This window comes from Lampropedia aestuarii, assembly GCF_004803635.1.
Taxonomy (GTDB): domain Bacteria; phylum Pseudomonadota; class Gammaproteobacteria; order Burkholderiales; family Burkholderiaceae_C; genus Lampropedia; species Lampropedia aestuarii.
In genome coordinates this window covers 118,278-137,136 of sequence record NZ_SSWX01000003.1, presented here as the reverse complement: position 1 = coordinate 137,136, position 18,859 = coordinate 118,278, and the positions used below count along the sequence as shown (strand labels likewise).

The 18,859-nt window shown below is 57.6% G+C and carries 16 protein-coding genes; 11 read left to right on the top strand and 5 right to left on the bottom strand.

Going from position 1 to position 18,859, the window contains the following annotated elements; genetic code table 11:
* The 3 genes from E8K88_RS03340 to E8K88_RS03330 all read left to right on the top strand — a co-directional run bounded on the left by E8K88_RS03340 (position 1) and on the right by E8K88_RS03330 (position 2,750).
* Positions 1 to 615, top strand: coding sequence for an ATP-binding cassette domain-containing protein (locus E8K88_RS03340; protein ID WP_338092863.1), 615 nt, complete (start codon positions 1 to 3; stop codon positions 613 to 615).
* A 165-nt stretch (positions 616 to 780) separates the two neighbouring features.
* Positions 781 to 2,046 (top strand): ABC transporter permease, encoded by a 1,266-nt coding sequence (locus E8K88_RS03335; protein WP_136405231.1) that lies wholly within the window; start codon positions 781 to 783, stop codon positions 2,044 to 2,046.
* Between the two features lie 101 nt (positions 2,047 to 2,147).
* On the top strand, positions 2,148 to 2,750 hold the full coding sequence (locus tag E8K88_RS03330) for a DUF3299 domain-containing protein (protein ID WP_240754292.1): 603 nt from the start codon (positions 2,148 to 2,150) through the stop codon (positions 2,748 to 2,750).
* Between the two features lie 91 nt (positions 2,751 to 2,841).
* On the opposite strand, the gene E8K88_RS03325 is transcribed toward E8K88_RS03330, so the two are convergent.
* Positions 2,842 to 3,282 (bottom strand): nuclear transport factor 2 family protein, encoded by a 441-nt coding sequence (locus E8K88_RS03325; protein ID WP_240754306.1) that lies wholly within the window; start codon positions 3,280 to 3,282, stop codon positions 2,842 to 2,844.
* A gap of 336 nt (positions 3,283 to 3,618) precedes the next feature.
* On the opposite strand from E8K88_RS03325, the gene pncA reads away from it, so the two are divergent.
* From pncA to E8K88_RS03305, 4 genes are all read left to right on the top strand, one after another.
* The gene (gene pncA, locus E8K88_RS03320; RefSeq protein WP_136405229.1) at positions 3,619 to 4,263 is read left to right on the top strand and encodes a bifunctional nicotinamidase/pyrazinamidase; all 645 of its coding nucleotides are present in this window, start codon (positions 3,619 to 3,621) and stop codon (positions 4,261 to 4,263) included.
* Between the two features lie 314 nt (positions 4,264 to 4,577).
* Positions 4,578 to 5,618, top strand: coding sequence for an alcohol dehydrogenase AdhP (gene adhP, locus E8K88_RS03315; RefSeq protein WP_136405228.1), 1,041 nt, complete (start codon positions 4,578 to 4,580; stop codon positions 5,616 to 5,618).
* 1,088 nt (positions 5,619 to 6,706) lie between these two features.
* Positions 6,707 to 7,261, top strand: a complete 555-nt coding sequence (gene yfiR, locus E8K88_RS03310; RefSeq protein ID WP_136405227.1) for a regulatory sequestration protein YfiR — start codon at positions 6,707 to 6,709, stop codon at positions 7,259 to 7,261.
* Positions 7,262 to 7,304: 43 nt separating this feature from the next.
* Positions 7,305 to 8,417, top strand: coding sequence for a hypothetical protein (locus E8K88_RS03305; RefSeq protein ID WP_136405226.1), 1,113 nt, complete (start codon positions 7,305 to 7,307; stop codon positions 8,415 to 8,417).
* Positions 8,418 to 8,653: 236 nt separating this feature from the next.
* Here the strand turns inward: E8K88_RS03305 and E8K88_RS03300 are convergent, their stop codons facing one another.
* Complete coding sequence (locus E8K88_RS03300; protein WP_136405225.1) at positions 8,654 to 9,748, bottom strand: linear amide C-N hydrolase; 1,095 nt, start codon at positions 9,746 to 9,748, stop codon at positions 8,654 to 8,656.
* Positions 9,749 to 10,239: 491 nt separating this feature from the next.
* Between E8K88_RS03300 and E8K88_RS03295 the strand changes: the two genes are divergently transcribed.
* Positions 10,240 to 11,217 (top strand): NADPH:quinone oxidoreductase family protein, encoded by a 978-nt coding sequence (locus E8K88_RS03295; protein WP_136405224.1) that lies wholly within the window; start codon positions 10,240 to 10,242, stop codon positions 11,215 to 11,217.
* Between the two features lie 197 nt (positions 11,218 to 11,414).
* On the opposite strand, the gene thiC is transcribed toward E8K88_RS03295, so the two are convergent.
* From thiC to folE, 3 genes are all read right to left on the bottom strand, one after another.
* Positions 11,415 to 13,391, bottom strand: a complete 1,977-nt coding sequence (gene thiC / locus E8K88_RS03290) for a phosphomethylpyrimidine synthase ThiC (RefSeq protein ID WP_136405223.1) — start codon at positions 13,389 to 13,391, stop codon at positions 11,415 to 11,417.
* Positions 13,392 to 14,197: 806 nt separating this feature from the next.
* Positions 14,198 to 14,617: a BLUF domain-containing protein gene (locus tag E8K88_RS03285; protein WP_136405222.1), complete on the bottom strand. Its 420-nt coding sequence runs from the start codon at positions 14,615 to 14,617 to the stop codon at positions 14,198 to 14,200.
* A 19-nt stretch (positions 14,618 to 14,636) separates the two neighbouring features.
* Positions 14,637 to 15,368, bottom strand: coding sequence for a GTP cyclohydrolase I (gene folE / locus E8K88_RS03280; protein ID WP_205880012.1), 732 nt, complete (start codon positions 15,366 to 15,368; stop codon positions 14,637 to 14,639).
* 84 nt (positions 15,369 to 15,452) lie between these two features.
* Between folE and E8K88_RS03275 the strand changes: the two genes are divergently transcribed.
* The 3 genes from E8K88_RS03275 to E8K88_RS03270 are packed head-to-tail and all read left to right on the top strand — an operon-like array spanning position 15,453 to position 18,709.
* A complete protein-coding gene (locus E8K88_RS03275) occupies positions 15,453 to 16,958 on the top strand; it encodes a DUF2868 domain-containing protein (RefSeq protein ID WP_136405221.1) in 1,506 nt (501 codons plus the stop codon).
* A 50-nt stretch (positions 16,959 to 17,008) separates the two neighbouring features.
* Positions 17,009 to 17,155 carry a hypothetical protein gene (locus E8K88_RS17985; RefSeq protein WP_168797235.1) on the top strand — a complete coding sequence of 49 codons (147 nt, stop codon included), beginning with the start codon at positions 17,009 to 17,011 and terminating at the stop codon, positions 17,153 to 17,155.
* Positions 17,156 to 17,176: 21 nt separating this feature from the next.
* On the top strand, positions 17,177 to 18,709 hold the full coding sequence (locus E8K88_RS03270) for a DUF3482 domain-containing protein (protein ID WP_136405220.1): 1,533 nt from the start codon (positions 17,177 to 17,179) through the stop codon (positions 18,707 to 18,709).
* The last annotated feature ends 150 nt before the right edge of the window (positions 18,710 to 18,859 follow it).

Genomic DNA, 18,859 nt, shown 5'->3' with positions numbered 1-18,859 from the left:
ATGACTTCAGCCATTTTGCAGATTCAGCAACTCTCGTTTCGCTGGCCCACTCAAACCGCCCCCTGTTTGCTGATTGATGATTTCAGCGTTGCCAAAGGGGAAACCGTGTTCTTGCATGGCCCCAGTGGCAGTGGCAAGAGCACGTTGCTGTCTTTGATGGCTGGGGTCTTCTTACCCCAGCAAGGACAGGTGCGCGTTGACGGCCATGCCTGGTCCGACTGGCGCGCCTCAGCCCGCGATGGCTACCGCGCGCGCAAGCTCGGCTATATTTTTCAGCAGTTCAACCTGCTGCCGTATTTGAGTGTGCAGGACAACGTGCTGCTGCCTTGCCGCTTATCTGCGCCCAGAGCGCAAGCAGCGCTGCTGCAACATGCCAGCCTGGAGGCCGCAGCCCAACATTGGCTGGCAGCCATGGACCTGCCGCACACCAGCTGGCAACTGCCTGCGCGCGCGCTGTCTGTGGGCCAGCAACAGCGCGTGGCTGCAGCCCGCGCGCTGATTGGCTCGCCCGCTTTGATCATTGCCGATGAACCGACCTCTGCACTGGATGAAACCGCCGCGATGCCTTCATGGACTTGCTGCTCTCGGCCTGTGCAGCAGCGCATAGCTCGGTGATTTTCGTCAGCCACGACCAGCGGCTGGCTGAGCGCTTTCAGCGCCAAGTGAGTCTGACCGAGATCAACCGCGCGGTGGCCGTGCCCGCCACGGCCTGACATCGTCTGCTGTTTGTATTGCGACCTGCGCTTACGCGCTGCGCGCTAGAACCTCTCTCTTCGAGCTATGACCGCCTTGATTCGCCTTGCTTGGCAAAGTGCCTGGAACCGCCGCTTCACTTTGTCCCTGACTGTTTTCTCCATTGCCTTGTCGGCGTTCATGCTGATGGGCGTAGAGCGCATCCGCACCGATGTGCGCGAAGGCTTCACCTCTGCCGTATCCGGCACGGACTTGATCGTCGGTGCCCGCACGGGCCCAGTGCAGCTGCTGCTGTATTCGGTGTTTCGCATCGGGGCGGCGACCAACAACATCCGCTGGAGCAGCGTCGAAGACATTGAAAACATGCGCGGCGTCCAATGGGTGATTCCGATGTCGCTGGGCGATTCGCACCACGGCTACTCAGTACTGGGCACATCGGGGGCATATTTCGAGCACTTCCGCTATGGCGACCAGCAAGGCCTGGAGTTGGCGCAAGGCAAGCCCTTTGAAGACCTGTTTGACACCATGCTGGGCGCTGAAGTGGCGCGCCAGCTCGGCTACCAACTGGGCGACCGCATCACCCTGACCCATGGCGCAGGCGGGCCCATCAACGCGATTGAACACGATGACAAACCGTTTGTCGTCACCGGCATTTTGGCCGCCACTGGCACCCCGGTAGATCGCACGGTGCATATCAGCCTGCAAGCCATGCAAGCCTTGCACGTCGATTGGCGCGCAGGCGTGCGCCTGCCCGGCCAGAGTGTCGATGCCCAAGCAGTGCGTGCATTGGACCTGCAACCTAAAAATGTCACTGCCGTGTTGGTGGGCCTGCAGTCGCGTGCACAGGTCTTTTCAGTGCAACGACAAATCAATCATTTCCGCGCTGAGCCCTTGATGGCCGTGCTTCCCGGTGTCGCCATGGACGAATTGTGGCGCTTGATTGGCACTGGTGAACAATCGCTGCTGCTGATGTCTGGCATGGTGGCCTTTGTCAGCCTGCTGGGTATGGTGGCTGTCGTACTGGCTGGACTGAACGAGCGCCGCCGTGAACTGGCAGTGCTGCGCGCTGTGGGCGCCAGGCCACTGCATATCATTGGTTTGTTGAGCCTGGAAGGCGCGCTGGCAACCTTTGCCGGTGTCTTCATCGGCTGCTTAACACTATGGGCTGCAGGCCTGGCCCTGTCGCCGTGGCTGCTGAGCCAATTTGGCCTGGCCTTGCACTTTGCCTCGATCACGGCATTGCAGTGGTGGATTCTGGCCGGTTTGCTAGGCACAGGTTTTTTGGCCTGCCTGATTCCAGGCTGGCGTGCCTACCGTTTGTCGCTGGTCGATGGTCTCTCGCCTCCGGCCTGATGCACGGAATACAAACGCTTTTAAACAGGTCCCAGTTCAGCGTTGGTAGTCAACGCTACACTCATCCCATTGACTCTCACTTAGCTAATTGCTCTCACACCATGACCTTTTTGAGCCAGACCCCGCAACGCCTTGGGCGCAGCCTCAAGCGCCAGAGCGCCTACCTCCTCATGGCCTTGTCACTGGGCACTGGCCTGAGCCTGCTGCCCCAGTTGCCCGCTGCAGCCAACAGCGCAGCCAAAGCCCAAACCATTATTTGGGACGATTTGGTGCCCGCCAACTGGGATCCAAGTACAGAATTTCTGGACCTGATGGAGCAAGGTGCAGAGGACTGGGAAGACTCTGATCCACGCGCGACCCAGTTGTACGAGCGCATGCGCAAAGTCTGGGACTCAGCCCCCACGGTTGCCACCTTCAGTGGCAAAAACATCCGTCTGCCCGGTTATGTCGTGGCACTCGAAGAAGGCAAACAAGGCCTGACCGAGCTGCTTCTGGTGCCCAATTTTGGCGCCTGCATCCACACCCCGCCACCGCCTGCCAATCAAATCATCCACATCAAACTGGACAAGCCAGTCAAAGGTTTTGTCTCACTCGATGCCGTATGGGTGACCGGTGAGCTGGTCGTGAACCGCACCGACTCTGACATGGGCGTGAGCGGCTACAGCCTTAAAAATGCCCGCCTAGAAACATATAAGCCAGAGTAAACGCAAGCAAAAACGCAATAAAGCCCCTGACTCAAGGGGCTTTGTTTTTACTTTGCTGTGAGTTGGCAGGCAGCGCTCAAACGGGCTGCATTCAAAACATCGTATTCGTGTTGACAGGACGCTCAGGCACCTCCTGAATCACATCCCAATGCTCGGTGATGCGGCCGTCCTTGACGCGGAAAATATCAACTACTGCCTCGCCTCGATGGCCTGGGCCACTGGTCGAATGCACATGCAAATACACCAAATCTCCGTCAGTTGCACTGCGCATGACTTGGGCACGTGACTCTGGAAACTCTTTGAAGTACCCCCTGAAATACTCGACAAAAGCCGCCTTGCCATTGGGCACAAAAGGATTGTGCTGGATGTAGTCATCGGCCACTACAGCTGCTGCTGCATCCACTTGGTGCTGGTTAAAAAAACCTTCGTAAAAAGCCAAAACCAATGCGCGATTGGCCTCCTCCTGCGCAAGATCACGTGCAGCACCATTGACCGCAACCTGGGCCGGTCCAGCCGCCACCTGCGCTGGCACACTAGCTTGCTTTTTGTCCGATTTGCTGAAAAAGTTCAAGCTCGAGCAACCGCTCAGGCCAATCACCAACGGCACCACCAGCAAGGCAGGCCAACGCAGAGACAATGAGCGTATAGGGCTGGCGGGCAATTGCGTGTGCGAAGATTGTGCATTCATACTGTTGTTTCATCCCATCAGAAAGTCAAAATCATGCAGATTGCACAGTGGCATGGCTTGCTAGGCAAGCGCTGCAACAGCCCAGCGGCCATGCATGCACAAGTACAGCAAGGCATTATGGCAAAGCAGGCGATGGCATGCAGACAACCGCCTGATTGACACCCCACCTGGAGCCTCCCCATGCCCGCAACAGACACCCTCTCCTCTTTAGCCAGCAGCGTGCTGATCGTCGTCGATGTGCAATATGATTTTTTGCCGGGCGGCGCGTTAGCAGTCGCCAATGGCGATCAGATTATTCCAACCATCAACCGACTAGCGGCCCTATTTCCGCACACGATTGCCACGCAGGATTGGCATCCCAGCGGACATATTTCATTTGCCAGCACCCATGCTGGCCATCAACCCTTCGACGTCATTGAACTCCCCTATGGGCCGCAGGTGCTCTGGCCTGAGCATTGTGTGCAAGAGTCCCATGGCGCAGCCCTGTCTGGCCAGCTGCATTTGCCCCGTACTGAGCTGGTGATACGCAAGGGCTACCACCGACAAATTGACAGCTACTCCGCCTTCATGGAGGCCGATCGCCGCACCCCGACTGGTCTGGCAGGCTATTTGCGCGAGCGCGGCTTCACGGATTGCTATGTATGCGGCTTGGCCACTGATTTCTGTGTGGCCTGGACTGCACTGGATGCCCGCCAGGCTGGCTTTGGGGTGTGCGTGGTAGAAGACGCCTGCAAAGGCATTGACATGAATGGCTCTGTAGCCAAGGCGTGGGCCGATATGGCTGCCGCAGGTGTGCGCCGCATCCACTCCTGTGAGATCTGCTAAACAAACCAGCCCCATCTGCGGCAATGCGCCAGTACACCTGCGGCTGGTAGCAGTGCGCCGACAGCATCGCCCTCCCGCATCCAATCTGCACGCGGGCTTGACTGGCCCTTCAATCGCCACGCCACACACGTCAACAATCTGGCTCTGTTTTCTCCAACAAGCCGAAACCAAGTGACGCATTAGGGCTATTGGCAGGGCGTTTTTTTTCATCGCTATAGTCAAGCCAGACCTAAGAGCCTGTTCATGACTACTCGGCGTGTGATCGCATGCAGACGCCGACGTATCCATTGCTAGCATGCGACGAGGAGATGTTAATGGCTACCACCATGAAAGCGGCAGTTGTCAGAGAATTTGGCAAGCCGCTGCAAATTGAGGAAGTACCAATCCCAACGCCCAATGACGACCAGGTCTTGGTGCACATTGCCGCATCAGGCGTATGCCATACCGACTTGCACGCCGCTGAAGGCGACTGGCCAGTCAAGCCCAATCCACCGTTTATTCCGGGCCATGAGGGCGCGGGCATCGTCGCCGCCGTTGGCAAAAACGTCAAACATGTCAAGGAAGGTGACCGCGTGGGCGTGCCTTGGCTGCACACGGCCTGCGGCTATTGCGTACACTGTCTGGGAGGCTGGGAAACCTTGTGTGAAAAACAAGAAAACACCGGCTACTCAGTCAACGGCGGCTTTGCGGACTATGCGCTGGCCGACCCCAATTACGTTGGCCACATTCCAAAAGGCTTGGATTTCATTGAAGTTGCACCCATTTTGTGTGCTGGCGTGACGGTCTATAAAGGCCTCAAGGTACTCAATGCCAAACCGGGCGATTGGGTGGCGATCTCTGGCATTGGCGGGCTAGGCCATCTGGCGGTGCAATATGCCAAAGCGATGGGCTACAACGTTGCAGCCATTGATGTCGAAGACAGCAAGCTGGAACTGGCCAAAACACTGGGCGCCAGTCTGGTGGTCAATGCCCGCACCACGAACCCAGCCGACTTCCTGCAACAAGAAGTCGATGGCGTACACGGCATTCTCGTCACGGCCGTATCGAATAAAGCGTTCGAGCAAGCGATTGGCGCGGTGCGCCGTGGCGGCACAATCTCCTTGAACGGCCTGCCACCAGGCGACTTCCCATTGCCTATTTTCTCTACCGTGCTCAAAGGCATCACGATTCGCGGCTCGATCGTTGGCACCCGGTTGGATTTGCAAGAATCGCTGGAGTTTGCCGCGCAGGGCAAGGTCAAAGCCACTGTCAGCGCTGACAAGCTCGAAAACATCAACGAGATCTTTGCGCGCATGCACAAAGGCCAAATTGATGGCCGCATCGTGCTGGACATCAACGCCAGCGCTATGAGTTGAGCTGTGCCAACACAGGCCACGCAACCTGCCTGGGCCCACTTCTACAAAGCAAGGCCTGTGTTGGCTGCTCACAAAACACACCAGTGCCATCAAGGCATACAACTGTGCGATCAAAGGCTGTGAAACTATAGGAGCGCATGGAAGCATTGGTCGTTTGCCCCTCAGGAAGGACATTCGCAGGCAATGGCCTTCGATTTTAAATTGCAAAAAATTGCAAACAATGAGAAATTAACATTAATTAACATCTACTAATGTCAATCAAAGTCAAAGGAGCACTGGCAGGCTTCACAACTTAGGCACGTGAAGCGCAAAATCAAAACTTTTACGCAGTCTTATCTTCGCCAACCAAGTTGCGTGCAGCCACAGCAAAAATGGCAGCAATGGAGCAAGACTTGCAGGCCCTTGCTGCGGCAATGCCTGCTGCTTGTATTTGCTGTTATTTGAGCATGCAGCAACACGCTGGAAAAAACGTGCTTTTCATTGCCATTTCGACTACGAACTGCTGGCAAAAGTACTGCGGATAGCCCTTACGTATCCTTCCTTTGTTTTATGCACTTGCTGCCAATGGCGTTTTCTTCGCTAGGCCATTTACCGATGGCAATTGATCGCACGGCTCAGCACCCGATGGCATGGCCTCGTTGCTACGGACAGGCGTGCCCCATCGCAAGCAATACATTGGATGTGTCAGCCAGTAAAGCGCTGCAAAGCCCTGGCTGCAAGGATGGGGACAGTATCGAGATGCGCTGCGAGGCGTTGTTTGAAGACCAGAGCCGTCGTAATGGTCCCAAAAAACAACAAGGCAAATCGCTCAAGACCGCGCCCAGGCCATTACAGGCAGTTGCGCAAAGCTGTCCTCGCCGCTTGGCCAGTGCTGGGCATCTGGCGCTGCGGTTCGCCTCATGCCCGTTCGCCTCATACCCATTCGCCACACATCACACACGCGGCCATTGCACCCCAGCCACACAGGCCAATAGCAGCCACGCAGGGAGCAGCACGTGAGAAGCCGCCTACTGTCCTTGCTGGCTTCTTCGTTGCCCAAAAAGGCTATTGCGGGCCTGCTCCTGTCGCTAGGGTCCATAGGCAGCAGCATGGGCAGCCAAACTGACTCTGGCTCCGTCAACAGCTTGCACACTCCTCCACCAGTCGCAGCGGCAGCCGCCTCTCACAATACGCGTGTGCTGCGCTATCTTGTCAATGGCATCATCGAGAATGCGCGATGGCCATCGTCCAACGCTGATCTCAAGCTGTGCGTTGCAGGCAGCCCTGCCCTCGCAGACAACCTGCAATACACGCCGCTGCAAAACCGATACGGCACGGTGGTCAGCCAATCGATTAATCCACAAGAGCTGGCGGCCACACTCCAGAGCTGCTCGGTGCTGTTTATCGGTCAGGACACACCACAGGAGATTGCATCACAATGGGTTGTGTCACTGCACAAGTGGGCGATTGTCACAATCTGGGAAAATCCATACGAATGCAGCAGCGGCACCATGATTTGCCTATACACATCGCCGGCGAAAATACCGACTTTCGATGTCAATCTGGACTCCGTCTCGCGCAGTGGGGTAGTGCTCAACCCCATGGTCCTGACCCTCACCAATCAGATGCCCAGTGATTTGTTGCCCGCCACCAACTCGCCATAACTGACGGCATCCAGTCACTGAGCCTGGTCACTATTGCTCTGACATGTTCCTATTGCTTCGCTTATTCTGTATTGGCATCAGCGTGCTGGCTGCCATGGTCTGGTGGCAAAAAGCGCAAATGCAAGTCTGGGCTACTGCGCGCATAGATCCACTGCCCGAAGTGCGGCAAATGGTCGAGCGCCAAGAGCTCGCACAAGCCGACCAGTACCTGGACTTCTTCATGGAGTACGACTATGTCAAGCACAACCCCCAGGCACAACAGCTGCAGCAACACATCAAAGATACGCGCAGCAGCTACCTGTACCAACTCAAAAGCATTGGTCAAGGCCTGGCCTTAGGCCAAAGCGATGAAGATCTGGGACAGATTGCGGCTGTGGTCAGTGATTTGATGGTGGTAGGTGATCTGCGCGATCTGGGCGTGCAAGGCTGGCGCTGGGCCAACGATGAGGCAACCGATCCGGTGCTGATCGCTTTAGCCAGCATTGGCGTGGCCGCTACTGCCGCCCAAATCGGCGGCGCTGCGGCCACCGTGCCGACTGCAGGGGCCTCGACCGCAGTCACGGTCTCGGCCAGCACGGTCAAAACGGCCACGACCACCCTCAAATCCATGCGTCGTCTGAATAAATTGCCCAACTGGCTCAGCACATCTTTGGTCAGCACTGCGCAGCAAATGCGCCGCCAACGATCGCTGGCAGGCATGCAGGAAGCGCAAGCCATGCTGAACAACGTGGCCACACTCTCGCAAGTGCCTGGTGGCGCACGTTTGCTGGCCCGCACCCACGATGCAGCCTCACTGGCCAGCGCCGCGCGGTTTGCTCGCATCCATGGCAAAAACACCTTGGCCTTGGAGCGCATCAGCGGCAAAAACCTGAATCAAACCATGCAGTTGAGCCAACAGTATGGCGCCCAAGCCGTTGAGCTGGCTGCCACCTATGGCCAGCGCGGCTTGCAGATTTTGCAGCGCACAGGTGCGACCAACTTCATCAAGTATTCCGCCCGCGCCAGCAAAATCGCCTACAAAGGCGATGCCGCACGCTTGCTGCTGCGTTGGATGAGCGCTTTGCCAAATGCCTTACTGGCCTTGCTGACCATCCCTGGCCTACTGGCCTTGTGGCCACGCCGACGAAAAAAACGCTACTCGGTCAGAGCACAGTAAGCGCGTTGCCAAGCACGCGTCCAATCATGCAAGCCGCAAACGACTGCAATCTGCATAATCGTGCGCCTCTCTTGCACACGCATGCGAACGCGCTGTCCAATTGGCGCTCCAATAGCTTGGTGCCAGACTCGGCGTAGATGTCCGGCACAACCAGCCTGCTAGGGCTGCGACCCTAGCGACGGCCATCCAGCACCATTAGAGACAACGGCTCAAAGTGCTGGCTGTTGAAGGACTGATCATGCAAAAGCAGCAGTGAGGTCAGCGGGTTGGGGAGCCAGTGCCGCCAATGCCATCACTCGTGGAGCTCGCACAGTTTTAGCCAACTGCTCCAGATCGATTGAGACATAGTTCATACCGCCGGTATCGCGCACATACAAACGTTTGCGGCTCAAATCGGTGATGCTGGTCCAGCAGGTGAATTCGGTCGGCACTGCATCCAAGGCTTGTCCCTGCAAATGCATGTGGCTGCTGCCCTCGTTGGGTGGATCCACGGCGATGCCACGTGGCCTGTCAAAATTGTTCATGATGTGGGCCACCATTTGCACGGCCTTGTCCGGGGTGTCTTGCTTTTCTGCATACTGCGCATAGAACGCTGCCCGCACAAAACGCGCCACCGATGTATCGGACGAAGGCAGGCCGGCCTTGGCAATGCCTGCCCCCGGTTGCTCGGCTTCGTACTGGCCAAAAGTCGCCTTCGAATGGTCGACATTCGACAAAAAGGTGTAATTGTTCAAATTCGTCAAGTGCCAAGCAAACTGCGGCGCATTCGTCATCACGCCAACCGGGTTGTCGTAGACGGTACGCACGCCCTGGTGGAACTCAATCACGATGCTCGCACCACTTGCATCATGCAGGCTGTAGTGGAACGGCGTCTTCAAGCCCCCCAAAGGCGCGAGCGCGGTGAGGAAAACGGCTTGGGTCTCCAACGCCTGCTTGACCTCTGCAACGGTTGTGAACTGGCCCAAAGCCCAAGCGCCCAGATCTGCAGCACGCAGCATCGCGACATGGGCATCCGCGACAGGGTCCTGCCCCCCTGCTTGCGGGTAGGCTTGCAAACTAAAAGTCAAACCGGCTTGGTTGATGCCGCCAATCACGCTCATTGCTTTGGCCTCAAATGGCTTGCCTGGCTCTGGCAGCGACGAGGGCATGGCAATGCCCAAGTAAGCCTGGCTAGAGCGCCATTGCAGTGTGGCAAAACCCTCCACCGAGGAGCTGAAGTCCTCGCCCTGGGGCACGAAAGCCACTTGAAAATCCTCGTTGATCGCAAACTCCAGCGTCTGGCCCAAATACGCATGGTTTGCAGCATCAAAATACAGCAGCGAAGTACACATAATCTCTCCTTATAGGGCAAATGCCTTGTATCGCCGTGGCACCTCCACAGTGGAATGCCACCTGGCAATGAAACGGTGCGCAACGTTGTGGCCGTGCCTGTCGTGGCACCGCCGCAGACGGTATCGCGTGCGCCGCAATCGCAATGCAGGATCGACCAGCAGGCAGTGATGGCAGAGGTAAAACAGCGCCCACGCAATGGCTTTCAAATGGTTTTCTGACCCACGCCTGCTGGGGCCGAGCCGATCCAAAAAGCTTAGCACACGGATACCGCGCCTCTCATGCATTTGCGTCTGTATGCATACAAAAAACAGCCGCCAGAAACACCATCAGCATGCCATCGCCCAACACAGTGCCGCCCACGCATACGGTGATGCATAGGTTACTGCCCTAACACGCAAATTGCGGTTCAATCGATGGTGGAGACACGCAGCCGTACAACGCCTGTCAATGGCTTGGTTGCGCCCTTAACCACTACCTATCAGGAGCAACCATGCACGCTTGGCTTTGCACAAACCCCACTGGGGTCGAGAATCTTCAATGGCAAGAACTGCCCACCCCGCAACCGGCCAAAGGCGAAGTGCTGGTGCGCATCCATGCTGCGAGTCTGAACTTTCCAGACTTGCTGATTGTGCAAAACAAATACCAGATGAAGCCCGATTTGCCGTTTGTGCCCGGCTCTGAATACGCGGGCGTAGTTGAAGCCGTGGGCGAAGGCGTCACGCATTTGCAAGTGGGCCAGCGTGTGGCCGCCTTGAATGGCACTGGTGGTTTTGGCACGCACACGACCGTGGCGGCCAAGCTGTGCATGCCCTTGCCCGATGCCTTCAGCTACGAAGATGCCGCTGCCTTCATCATGACCTACGCCACCTCTCACCACGCACTGATTGACCGCGGTGCCCTGCAAGCCGGTGAAACCGTGTTGGTGCTGGGCGCGGCAGGCGGTGTAGGCACAGCAGCCATTCAAATCGCCAAGGCCCAAGGCGCCAAAGTGATTGCCGCCGCCTCCAGCGACGACAAATGCGCGCTGTGCAAGGAAATCGGCGCCGATGAAACCATCAACTACCAAACGCAAGATCTGCGTGAAGCGCTCAAAGCGCTCACAAACGGCAAAGGCCCGGACGTGGTGTACGACCCGGTCGGCGGCGACTACACCGAGGCAGCCTTCCGCTCGATTGCCTGGCGCGGTCGCTATCTGGTGATTGGCTTTGCGGCCGGCCCGATACCGGCCCTGCCCTTGAATTTGCCGCTGCTCAAAGGCGCATCGATTGTCGGCGTGTTCTGGGGCGCGTTCAGCCAGAAGGAGCCTGCCGCCAACGCCGCGATGCTGCAAGAACTCGCCACCTGGTACGCCGAGGGCAAAATCAAACCGGTGATGGACGGCACGATGCCGATGCGTGATCTGCACAAGGCTTACGAGCGCATGGGCCAACGTGCGGTACGAGGCAAGCTGGTCTTGGTCAACGCCTGAACCATCTCTGAAAATTCTGTTCAAAGGCTGGATGGGCTACGTCCTCCAGCCGCAGTGACAAGTCATTGGGCAAAGGCTACAAGCCAGCACCCTTCAGCGCATGGCATTCTTGCACTTCCTTAAGCCTAAGTTCAGGCACCAAGCCAGGCCCATTGGCATGCCGCATGCCTTGGATAGCAAGCGGCACACCAGTGCCATCACTCGGCGTGGTAGAGCTGCGAGCCTTTTTTACGGAACTCGATGGCCTTTTCCTGCATGCCATTTTGCAGCGCCGATTGCTCGTTCAAACCCTTTTCCTTGGCGTACGCGCGCACGTCTTGCGTGATTTTCATGCTGCAAAAATGGGGCCCGCACATTGAGCAAAAGTGCGCGACTTTCATCGAGTCCTTGGGTAAGGTTTCGTCGTGGTAGGCACGCGCCGTATCGGGGTCCAGGCCAATATTGAACTGGTCTTCCCAGCGGAATTCAAAGCGTGCCTTGGACATCGCATTGTCGCGAATCGCCGCACCCGGATGGCCTTTGGCCAAGTCGGCCGCGTGGGCTGCGATTTTGTAGGTGATGATGCCCTCTTTCACATCGTCCTTATTGGGCAAGCCCAAATGCTCCTTGGGCGTCACATAGCACAGCATGGCCGTGCCATACCAGCCAATCAAGGCCGCGCCAATGCCGGAGGTGATGTGGTCATAGCCCGGTGCAATGTCGGTGGTCAATGGGCCCAGCGTGTAGAACGGCGCTTCCTGGCAGTGGTCGAGCTGCAGGTCCATGTTCTCCTTGATCATCTGCATCGGCACGTGGCCAGGGCCTTCGATGATGACTTGCACATCGTGCTTCCAGGCCACTTGGGTCAATTCGCCCAGGGTTTTCAGCTCGGCAAACTGGGCCTCGTCATTGGCATCCCAGATCGAGCCGGGGCGCAGGCCATCGCCCAGCGAGAAGCTGACATCGTAGGCCTTCATGATCTCGCAAATGTCTTCAAAATGCTCGTAAATAAAGCTCTCGCGGTGGTGCGCCAAGCACCACTTGGCAATGATCGAGCCGCCGCGCGAGACAATGCCGGTCATGCGGTCGGCCGTCATCGGGATGTAGGGCAGACGCACACCGGCGTGGATGGTGAAGTAATCCACGCCTTGCTCGGCCTGCTCGATCAAGGTGTCGCGGAAAATCTCCCAGGTCAAATCCTCGGCCTTGCCGCCCACCTTCTCCAGCGCCTGGTACAAAGGCACGGTGCCAATCGGCACGGGCGAGTTGCGCACAATCCATTCGCGGGTTTCGTGGATGTGTTTGCCAGTCGACAAATCCATCACCGTATCGCCGCCCCAGCGCACGGCCCAGGTCATTTTTTCGACCTCGTCATTGATGTCCGAGCTGATCGCCGAGTTGCCAATATTGGCGTTGATTTTGGTCAAAAAGTTGCGGCCAATAATCATCGGCTCGCACTCAGGATGGTTGATGTTGGCCGGAATAATCGCCCGCCCACGCGCGACCTCAGAGCGCACAAACTCCGGCGTGATCACCGCCGGAATCGCCGCACCAAACGACTGGCCAGGATGCTGGCGTGACATGCGCTTGGCCCACTTTTCGCCCTCAGGGCCGGTGTCGCGCAGGGATTGCAAGTACTCGTCACGGCGCAGATTTTCGCGGATTGCCACGTACTCCATCTCAGGCGTGATGATGCCTTGGCGGGCATAGTGCATTTGCGTCACATTGGCGCCATTGCGCGCACGGCGCGGCTGGCGCACCAGGCCAAAGCGCATCGCCGTTAGCTGCGGATCTTGCAGGCGTTGCTGGCCAAACTGGCTGCTGGGGCCATTCAAGGCCTCGGTATCACCGCGCTCCTCAATCCAAGCGGCGCGCACTGCTGGCAAGCCTTTGCGGATGTCAATGGCAACATCAGGATCGGTATACGGGCCACTGGTGTCGTACACCGTAATGGGGGGATTGGTCTCGCCACCAAACGTCGTCGGCGTGCTGCTGAGGGTGATTTCGCGAAACGGCACGCGCAGGTCGGCCCGTGAGCCGGTTTGGTAGATCTTGCGCGAGCCGCTCAAAGGCGCGATGGCGGCGCGGTCAACGGCCGCGTTGGCGGCCACAAAACCAGTGCGCGCAGCTGTGCCTTGCAGCTCAGCAGAAGTGCTGGCCGTGCTCGAGGAGGACTGTGGGGAAGTGGGGTTCATGAAAGCTCCAAAGGGTGAAAAAATTGGAGCCGAACGGGAATGGATACCAGCACCCACCACGGGCGTAGTAGTCCCTTGGTAAGTAGCGGTACGCGCTTCCAGCGTCGGCATTATCCGTACTGGTGCAAAGGGACTCTCTCAACCCACTGGCTTTGGCTGTGAACAACCGTAGCTCGTGAGTACCCCTGCGTAGTACGCGCATTATGACCCAAACTGGCAGTCGCGCTGGCTATCCTTTTCCCTAACAGCCTGTTCAAAGTCTCCACGCAGACCGCGTTGGAGCCCAAAAGGATACGATGCGCGGCAAAAACCGCAGTCGGGCTATCTGCCCGGCGAGGATTTTTAACAAAGCAGCGTGCCTTTTGGGCTCCAACCCGAAGGGCAAGGCACAAAAAAGCGCATTACTGCGTTGCCCGTTTTGCTCATACAGACGTATGAGCTACAACAGGCGTCTTGTACTGCCTCTTTTTTGTGCCTTGCGCGACTGCGTCGAGACTTTGAACAGGCTCTAAGAACCTGTTCATAATCTCCGCGCAGTCGCATGGAGAATGGTATTGCTGCCAAATCCATGTACAGGCGCAGTGCAAGTCTTTGCCAAACAGTGCGTACCCAACCATTGTTTTCAGTGACTGCCGCCATGGCCGGATGGTTTTGGTGGTGCATGCCACGCCTCTGGCGGGGCGGCTACTGGAGCGCTTTGGCTCCTTGCAGGCCACCTGGGTGCGCAGGCCTGTTGATCAATACCTTGGCTGGATCAGCGATCAACGGGCTGGACGTAACAGCAGCCCAGCCACATTTCCTCTATATTAACGATGGCCCACAGCCGCTGTAGCCACCAAATCCAGCACCATCGCCTTAGCCGATGCGCCCGAAATTTGCGAAGGAGTCAGCGGCAGGCGCTCCACATATTTGAGCACAAACGGCGCATTGAGTTTTTCCAGCTTGACGTGGCCCAGCGCCCAGTTCGAGAAGCTGCGCTCACTCACTTCAGCAAAGTACAGCAGTTGAGCATCTGAATGGCGCTCGTCTTGCAAGACCTCGGCATAGGTCTGGTTGACCACCGCCCGCTCACCTTCAATCGCCTGCAAAAAAATACCATAGCCGTGGCAGAGCACGCCGGTGATGCCGCGCTCCAGATTGTGCTTGCGCCCCTGAGCCACAATGGTGTTGATGGCAGCAGCACCCATGTTGTTGCCGACGCTGGCATAAATCAATTGAACTAGCATCGTGATGACCTCCGATCGCTTAGGCTTTGCGGCCTGGAATCAAAGACAAGAACTCACGGCGCAAGTTGGCATCTTTCAAGAACACGCCACGCATGACCGAGTTGAGCATTTTGCTGTCCATCTCTTTGACACCGCGCCAGGACATGCAGAAATGGCTGGCCTCCATCACAATCGCCAGGCCATCTGGCTTGGTACGGTCCATGATCAAGTCAGCCAGCTGCACCACCGCTTCTTCCTGAATCTGCGGGCGGCCCATGACCCAATCGATCAAGCGCGCGTACTTCGAGAGCCCAATCACATTGGTGTTTTGATTGGGCAGCACGCCAACCCAAATCTTGCCAATCACTGGGCACAAATGGTGGCTGCAAGCGCTGCGCACGGTAATGGGGCCCACGATCATCAATTCGTTGAGGTGCTCGGCATTGGGAAACTCGGTGATCTCTGGCGGCGGTACATAACGGCCACGAAACACTTCATTCAGATACATTTTGGCCACGCGCCGGGCCGTATTGAGTGTATTGTGGTCGGTCGCAGTGTCGATGACCATGCTGTCGAGCACGCCCTGCATTTTGCTTTCGACCTCGTCAAGCAAAATCGCAAGCTCACCGGGCTCAATACAGTCGGCAATATTGTCGTTGGCATTGAAGCGGCGATTCTGCGCTTTCAAACGTTCGCGAATTTTCACGGAGACCGGCACACCTTCGTCGGCCATGCTGACAGATTCAAGGGCGCTGGGGGAAGCTTTAGGCATAGTCGTCTCATTATCCAAAGAGCGATTATCATAAGCCACAACTTTATTCTTGGCTGGCACCTGATCGCCAAGCCTGACATACACATGAATGAACAACAGTACCGCGACGTATTGTTGGCCAAAGCCATCGAAACACCCGCCTCACCTGCAGCGGGTTTATTGAGTCAGCATGATGTGCGAATGGCCACAGAAAAAGCCCTGCATGAACTGCGGGGTAAAAAAAGCAACCACCAACGCCAGTTTGAGAGGCTGGTGGCCAGACGCGCTGATTTGCTGCTGCAACTGAGTGGCCAGCGCGAGGCGCGCCTGCTTGCCATACGCAAGCCTGCGCAGCGCTGGAGTGTCTGGCTATGGGCCTTGCCACTGCTGGCCCTGGCGCTGGGATTTGCCAGCGAAAAAATCTCTGAGCCACACCGCCTGAGTCTGATCGCCCTGCCCCTGCTGGCCATCTTGGGCTGGAATGTGCTGATGTATGTGGTCTTGCTAGTGCGCAGCATGATGGCCATCGCGTCCTCCAAGCGCCCCCTCAACACAGAGGACGCCAGCGGGCTCACCCCCACTGCAAGCGTCGGTCTGTGGTGGTCGCGCTCATCGGCCAAATTCAAGGACCCGGCACTCAGCGCCATCTACCAAGCCTTTTTGCAGGACTGGAGTCCGTATCTGCAGCGCAAGCAATCGCGCCAGCTCCAAGCCCTGCTGCATGTCTGTGCGGCCATGCTGGCCTTGGGTGTGATTGGCGCCCTGTGGGTCACCGGCATGTTCACCGAGTACCGCGTTGGCTGGGAAAGCACCTGGTTGAATGCAGGTCAAATGCAATCGTTGGTAAATTTTTTAACTTGGCCAGCGCAAAAAATACTGGGCATGCCACCTTGGAGTGAGGCCCAAATGCAATTGCTGCAAACCTGGCCTGCAGGCAATCAGCAAGGCGGGCAGCAGTGGATTCTCGCCTACAGCTTGTTGCTGGGCCTGGTCGTGGTCGTGCCGCGCATGCTGCTGGCCTTGTTCAATGGCCTGCTCATCCTGCGTTTGCAACGCAGCCTGCATCTGCCGCTGGCCAACCCGTATTTCCAAAAACTCATGCGGGACTTCTCCAGCGACACCACCACGGTGCTCGTGCACCCATTCAGCATGGCGATGAATGCCCAGCGCCAGCAAGTGCTGCAGTCCTACCTGCAAGAGCACTTTGGCTCTGCCGCGCACTTGCAATTCGCCCCCAATCTCGAATATGGCGAGACCAGCGGCCACAGCGGTTATTTCCGCAATACCTTGCAAGACAATGCACCTAGCCTGCAAGTGCTGTTATTCAACTTGGCGGCTACCCCTGAAGAAGAAACCCAAGGCACGGTGATGGCCCAGTTTGAAGCCACCACCCAAGGCCCTACCGGGGTCTGGGTGTATTGCGCTGAATTCGCAGAGCGGCTGGGCACCGGCGCTGCTGCACAGCAGCGCCTGCAAGAGCGCAAGCAGCTGTGGCAGCAATGTGCCCAAGGCCATGGCATGCATGTGGCGTTCATTGACAAAGCCAGTACAGCACAAAGCCAAAGCACCACCAGTGAACCAATGGCGCTCAACCCGATCAAGCAGCAGTAGGAACACCAGGCTATTGAAGCCAGACCACCAGTTCCAGCCCGCTTGACCCAATGGACCACAGGGCCAGGCCCGGTACCGCCGCCCCTGCAACCAGCATCGCCCCACCTGTGCAGCATGTGGAGGCGATTGAACAACTCGATCTGCGCAGCCAATGCATGGGCATTGGTGTCCATATACGCTACTATCGCATCCATTGATTCCCCATTTTTGTTTTGGCCATGTCTCAAGAGCTCAGCACACTTCCCCAAGCCATTCTTGTTCAATGGTGCTTGATCTCGCACACCAATATTGGCAAAACCAGCTTAACGCGCACGCTGCTGGGGCAAGACGTTGGTGATATCCGCGATGCCCCGCACGTCACCGACACAGCGGAGGGCCACACCCTGGTGCAAACCGCTGAAGGCGATGTGCTGACGTTGTGGGACACGCCCGGATTTGGCGACTCCGTGCGGCTCTACCAGCGCCTGCGCCAGCACAGCAATCCGATGGGCTGGTTTCTCACAAACTTGTGGGACCGCTGGCGCGATAAGCCCTTTTGGATGAGCCAGCGCGCTATGCAAGCCGCGCGCGACAGCGCCGACGTGGTGCTGTATCTGGTCAACGCGGCCGAAGACCCGGCCGACGCGGGCTACCTGGATGCCGAAATGCATTTGCTGCAATGGCTGGGCAAGCCCGTTGTGGTGCTGCTAAACCAAACCGGCATGCCACAAACCACCGAACAACAAGCGCGTGATTTGCGCGCTTGGAGCACGGCGCTGGCCCCGTACACCCCGATGGTGCGCAATGTTGTCGCGCTCGATGCCTTCACCCGCAGCTGGATTCATGAGCAGCGCTTATTCCAGGTTGTGCAGCCCACCATTGCGGCCGACAAACAAGCGGGCTACCAGCGCCTTGTGCAAGCATGGGAGAGCAGCAACCAGGCACGCTTTGAAGCCAGCATGCAGGCTGTGGCGAACTTGTTGGTCGAGGCTGCACAATGGAGTGAGCCAATTGATGCACCAGGCGGCGCCTTGAACTGGAATACGCTGAAAAGCGCCATCAGCGCCAGCCCGAGCACCCCCGACAACACGCCCGAGAGCTTGGCGATGCAACGGCTACTCAAACATTTGCAGCAACAGGACTTGCGCACGACCCAAACGCTGCTGCAATTGCACCAGCTCGATGGCAAGGTCGCTGGCCATATCCATGCGCAGTTGCGCGAGTATTTCACCATTCACCAGCCCTTGGACTCACGCCAAATGGGTTTGTGGGGCGCACTGACCACAGGCGCAGCAGGCGGTCTGGGCGCGGACCTGGCCGCCGGCGGTTTAACGATGGGAGCCGGTGCCTTACTGGGTGCTTTGGCAGGCGCTGTGACTTTTGCCAGCGCAGCCTTTGGCATCAACAAGCTGCGCGGCCAAGCGAAACACCAGGTCAACCTCAACGACGAATTTCTCGACACTGCGCTGCACACCAGTTTGCTCAAGTATTTGGCCATCGCCCACTTTGGCCGTGGCCAAGGCACTTTCAGCGAGTCGGACACGCCTGCGCACTGGGCCACGCAAGTCACCGAGCAGACAGCACCACACCGCCAAGCCTTGCATGCGCTGTGGGCGCAGTTGCGCGAAGCAGCCGCCAGCACCAGCAGTGACGCAGCGCAGACCACGACAGAAGCGACTGAAAAGCTACAACGCCTGCTAGCCCACATCATGCTCAGCACGCTGCAAAGCCTGTATCCTGCGCCTGAGCAGCTCAGCCTGGATCACGCCTAAGAGCCTGTTCACAACCTCCACGCAGTCGCGCTAGGCACAAAAGGCAGTGTAAGGCGCCTGTTGCAGCCCATACGATCTGTATAGGCAAAACGAGCAACGCCGCCATGCGTTTTTTGTGCCTTGCCCTTCGGATTGAAGTCCAAAAGGCGC

Coding starts and splice junctions, on each gene's coding strand:
- E8K88_RS03340 (WP_338092863.1), top strand. CDS start 1: ATGACTTCAGCCATTTTGCAGATTCAGCAACTCTCGTTTCGCTGGCCC.
- E8K88_RS03335 (WP_136405231.1), top strand. CDS start 781: ATGACCGCCTTGATTCGCCTTGCTTGGCAAAGTGCCTGGAACCGCCGC.
- E8K88_RS03330 (WP_240754292.1), top strand. CDS start 2,148: ATGACCTTTTTGAGCCAGACCCCGCAACGCCTTGGGCGCAGCCTCAAG.
- pncA (WP_136405229.1), top strand. CDS start 3,619: ATGCCCGCAACAGACACCCTCTCCTCTTTAGCCAGCAGCGTGCTGATC.
- adhP (WP_136405228.1), top strand. CDS start 4,578: ATGGCTACCACCATGAAAGCGGCAGTTGTCAGAGAATTTGGCAAGCCG.
- yfiR (WP_136405227.1), top strand. CDS start 6,707: ATGGGCAGCCAAACTGACTCTGGCTCCGTCAACAGCTTGCACACTCCT.
- E8K88_RS03305 (WP_136405226.1), top strand. CDS start 7,305: ATGTTCCTATTGCTTCGCTTATTCTGTATTGGCATCAGCGTGCTGGCT.
- E8K88_RS03300 (WP_136405225.1), bottom strand. CDS start 9,748: ATGTGTACTTCGCTGCTGTATTTTGATGCTGCAAACCATGCGTATTTG.
- E8K88_RS03295 (WP_136405224.1), top strand. CDS start 10,240: ATGCACGCTTGGCTTTGCACAAACCCCACTGGGGTCGAGAATCTTCAA.
- thiC (WP_136405223.1), bottom strand. CDS start 13,391: ATGAACCCCACTTCCCCACAGTCCTCCTCGAGCACGGCCAGCACTTCT.
- E8K88_RS03285 (WP_136405222.1), bottom strand. CDS start 14,617: ATGCTAGTTCAATTGATTTATGCCAGCGTCGGCAACAACATGGGTGCT.
- folE (WP_205880012.1), bottom strand. CDS start 15,368: ATGCCTAAAGCTTCCCCCAGCGCCCTTGAATCTGTCAGCATGGCCGAC.
- E8K88_RS03275 (WP_136405221.1), top strand. CDS start 15,453: ATGAATGAACAACAGTACCGCGACGTATTGTTGGCCAAAGCCATCGAA.
- E8K88_RS17985 (WP_168797235.1), top strand. CDS start 17,009: ATGGACCACAGGGCCAGGCCCGGTACCGCCGCCCCTGCAACCAGCATC.
- E8K88_RS03270 (WP_136405220.1), top strand. CDS start 17,177: ATGTCTCAAGAGCTCAGCACACTTCCCCAAGCCATTCTTGTTCAATGG.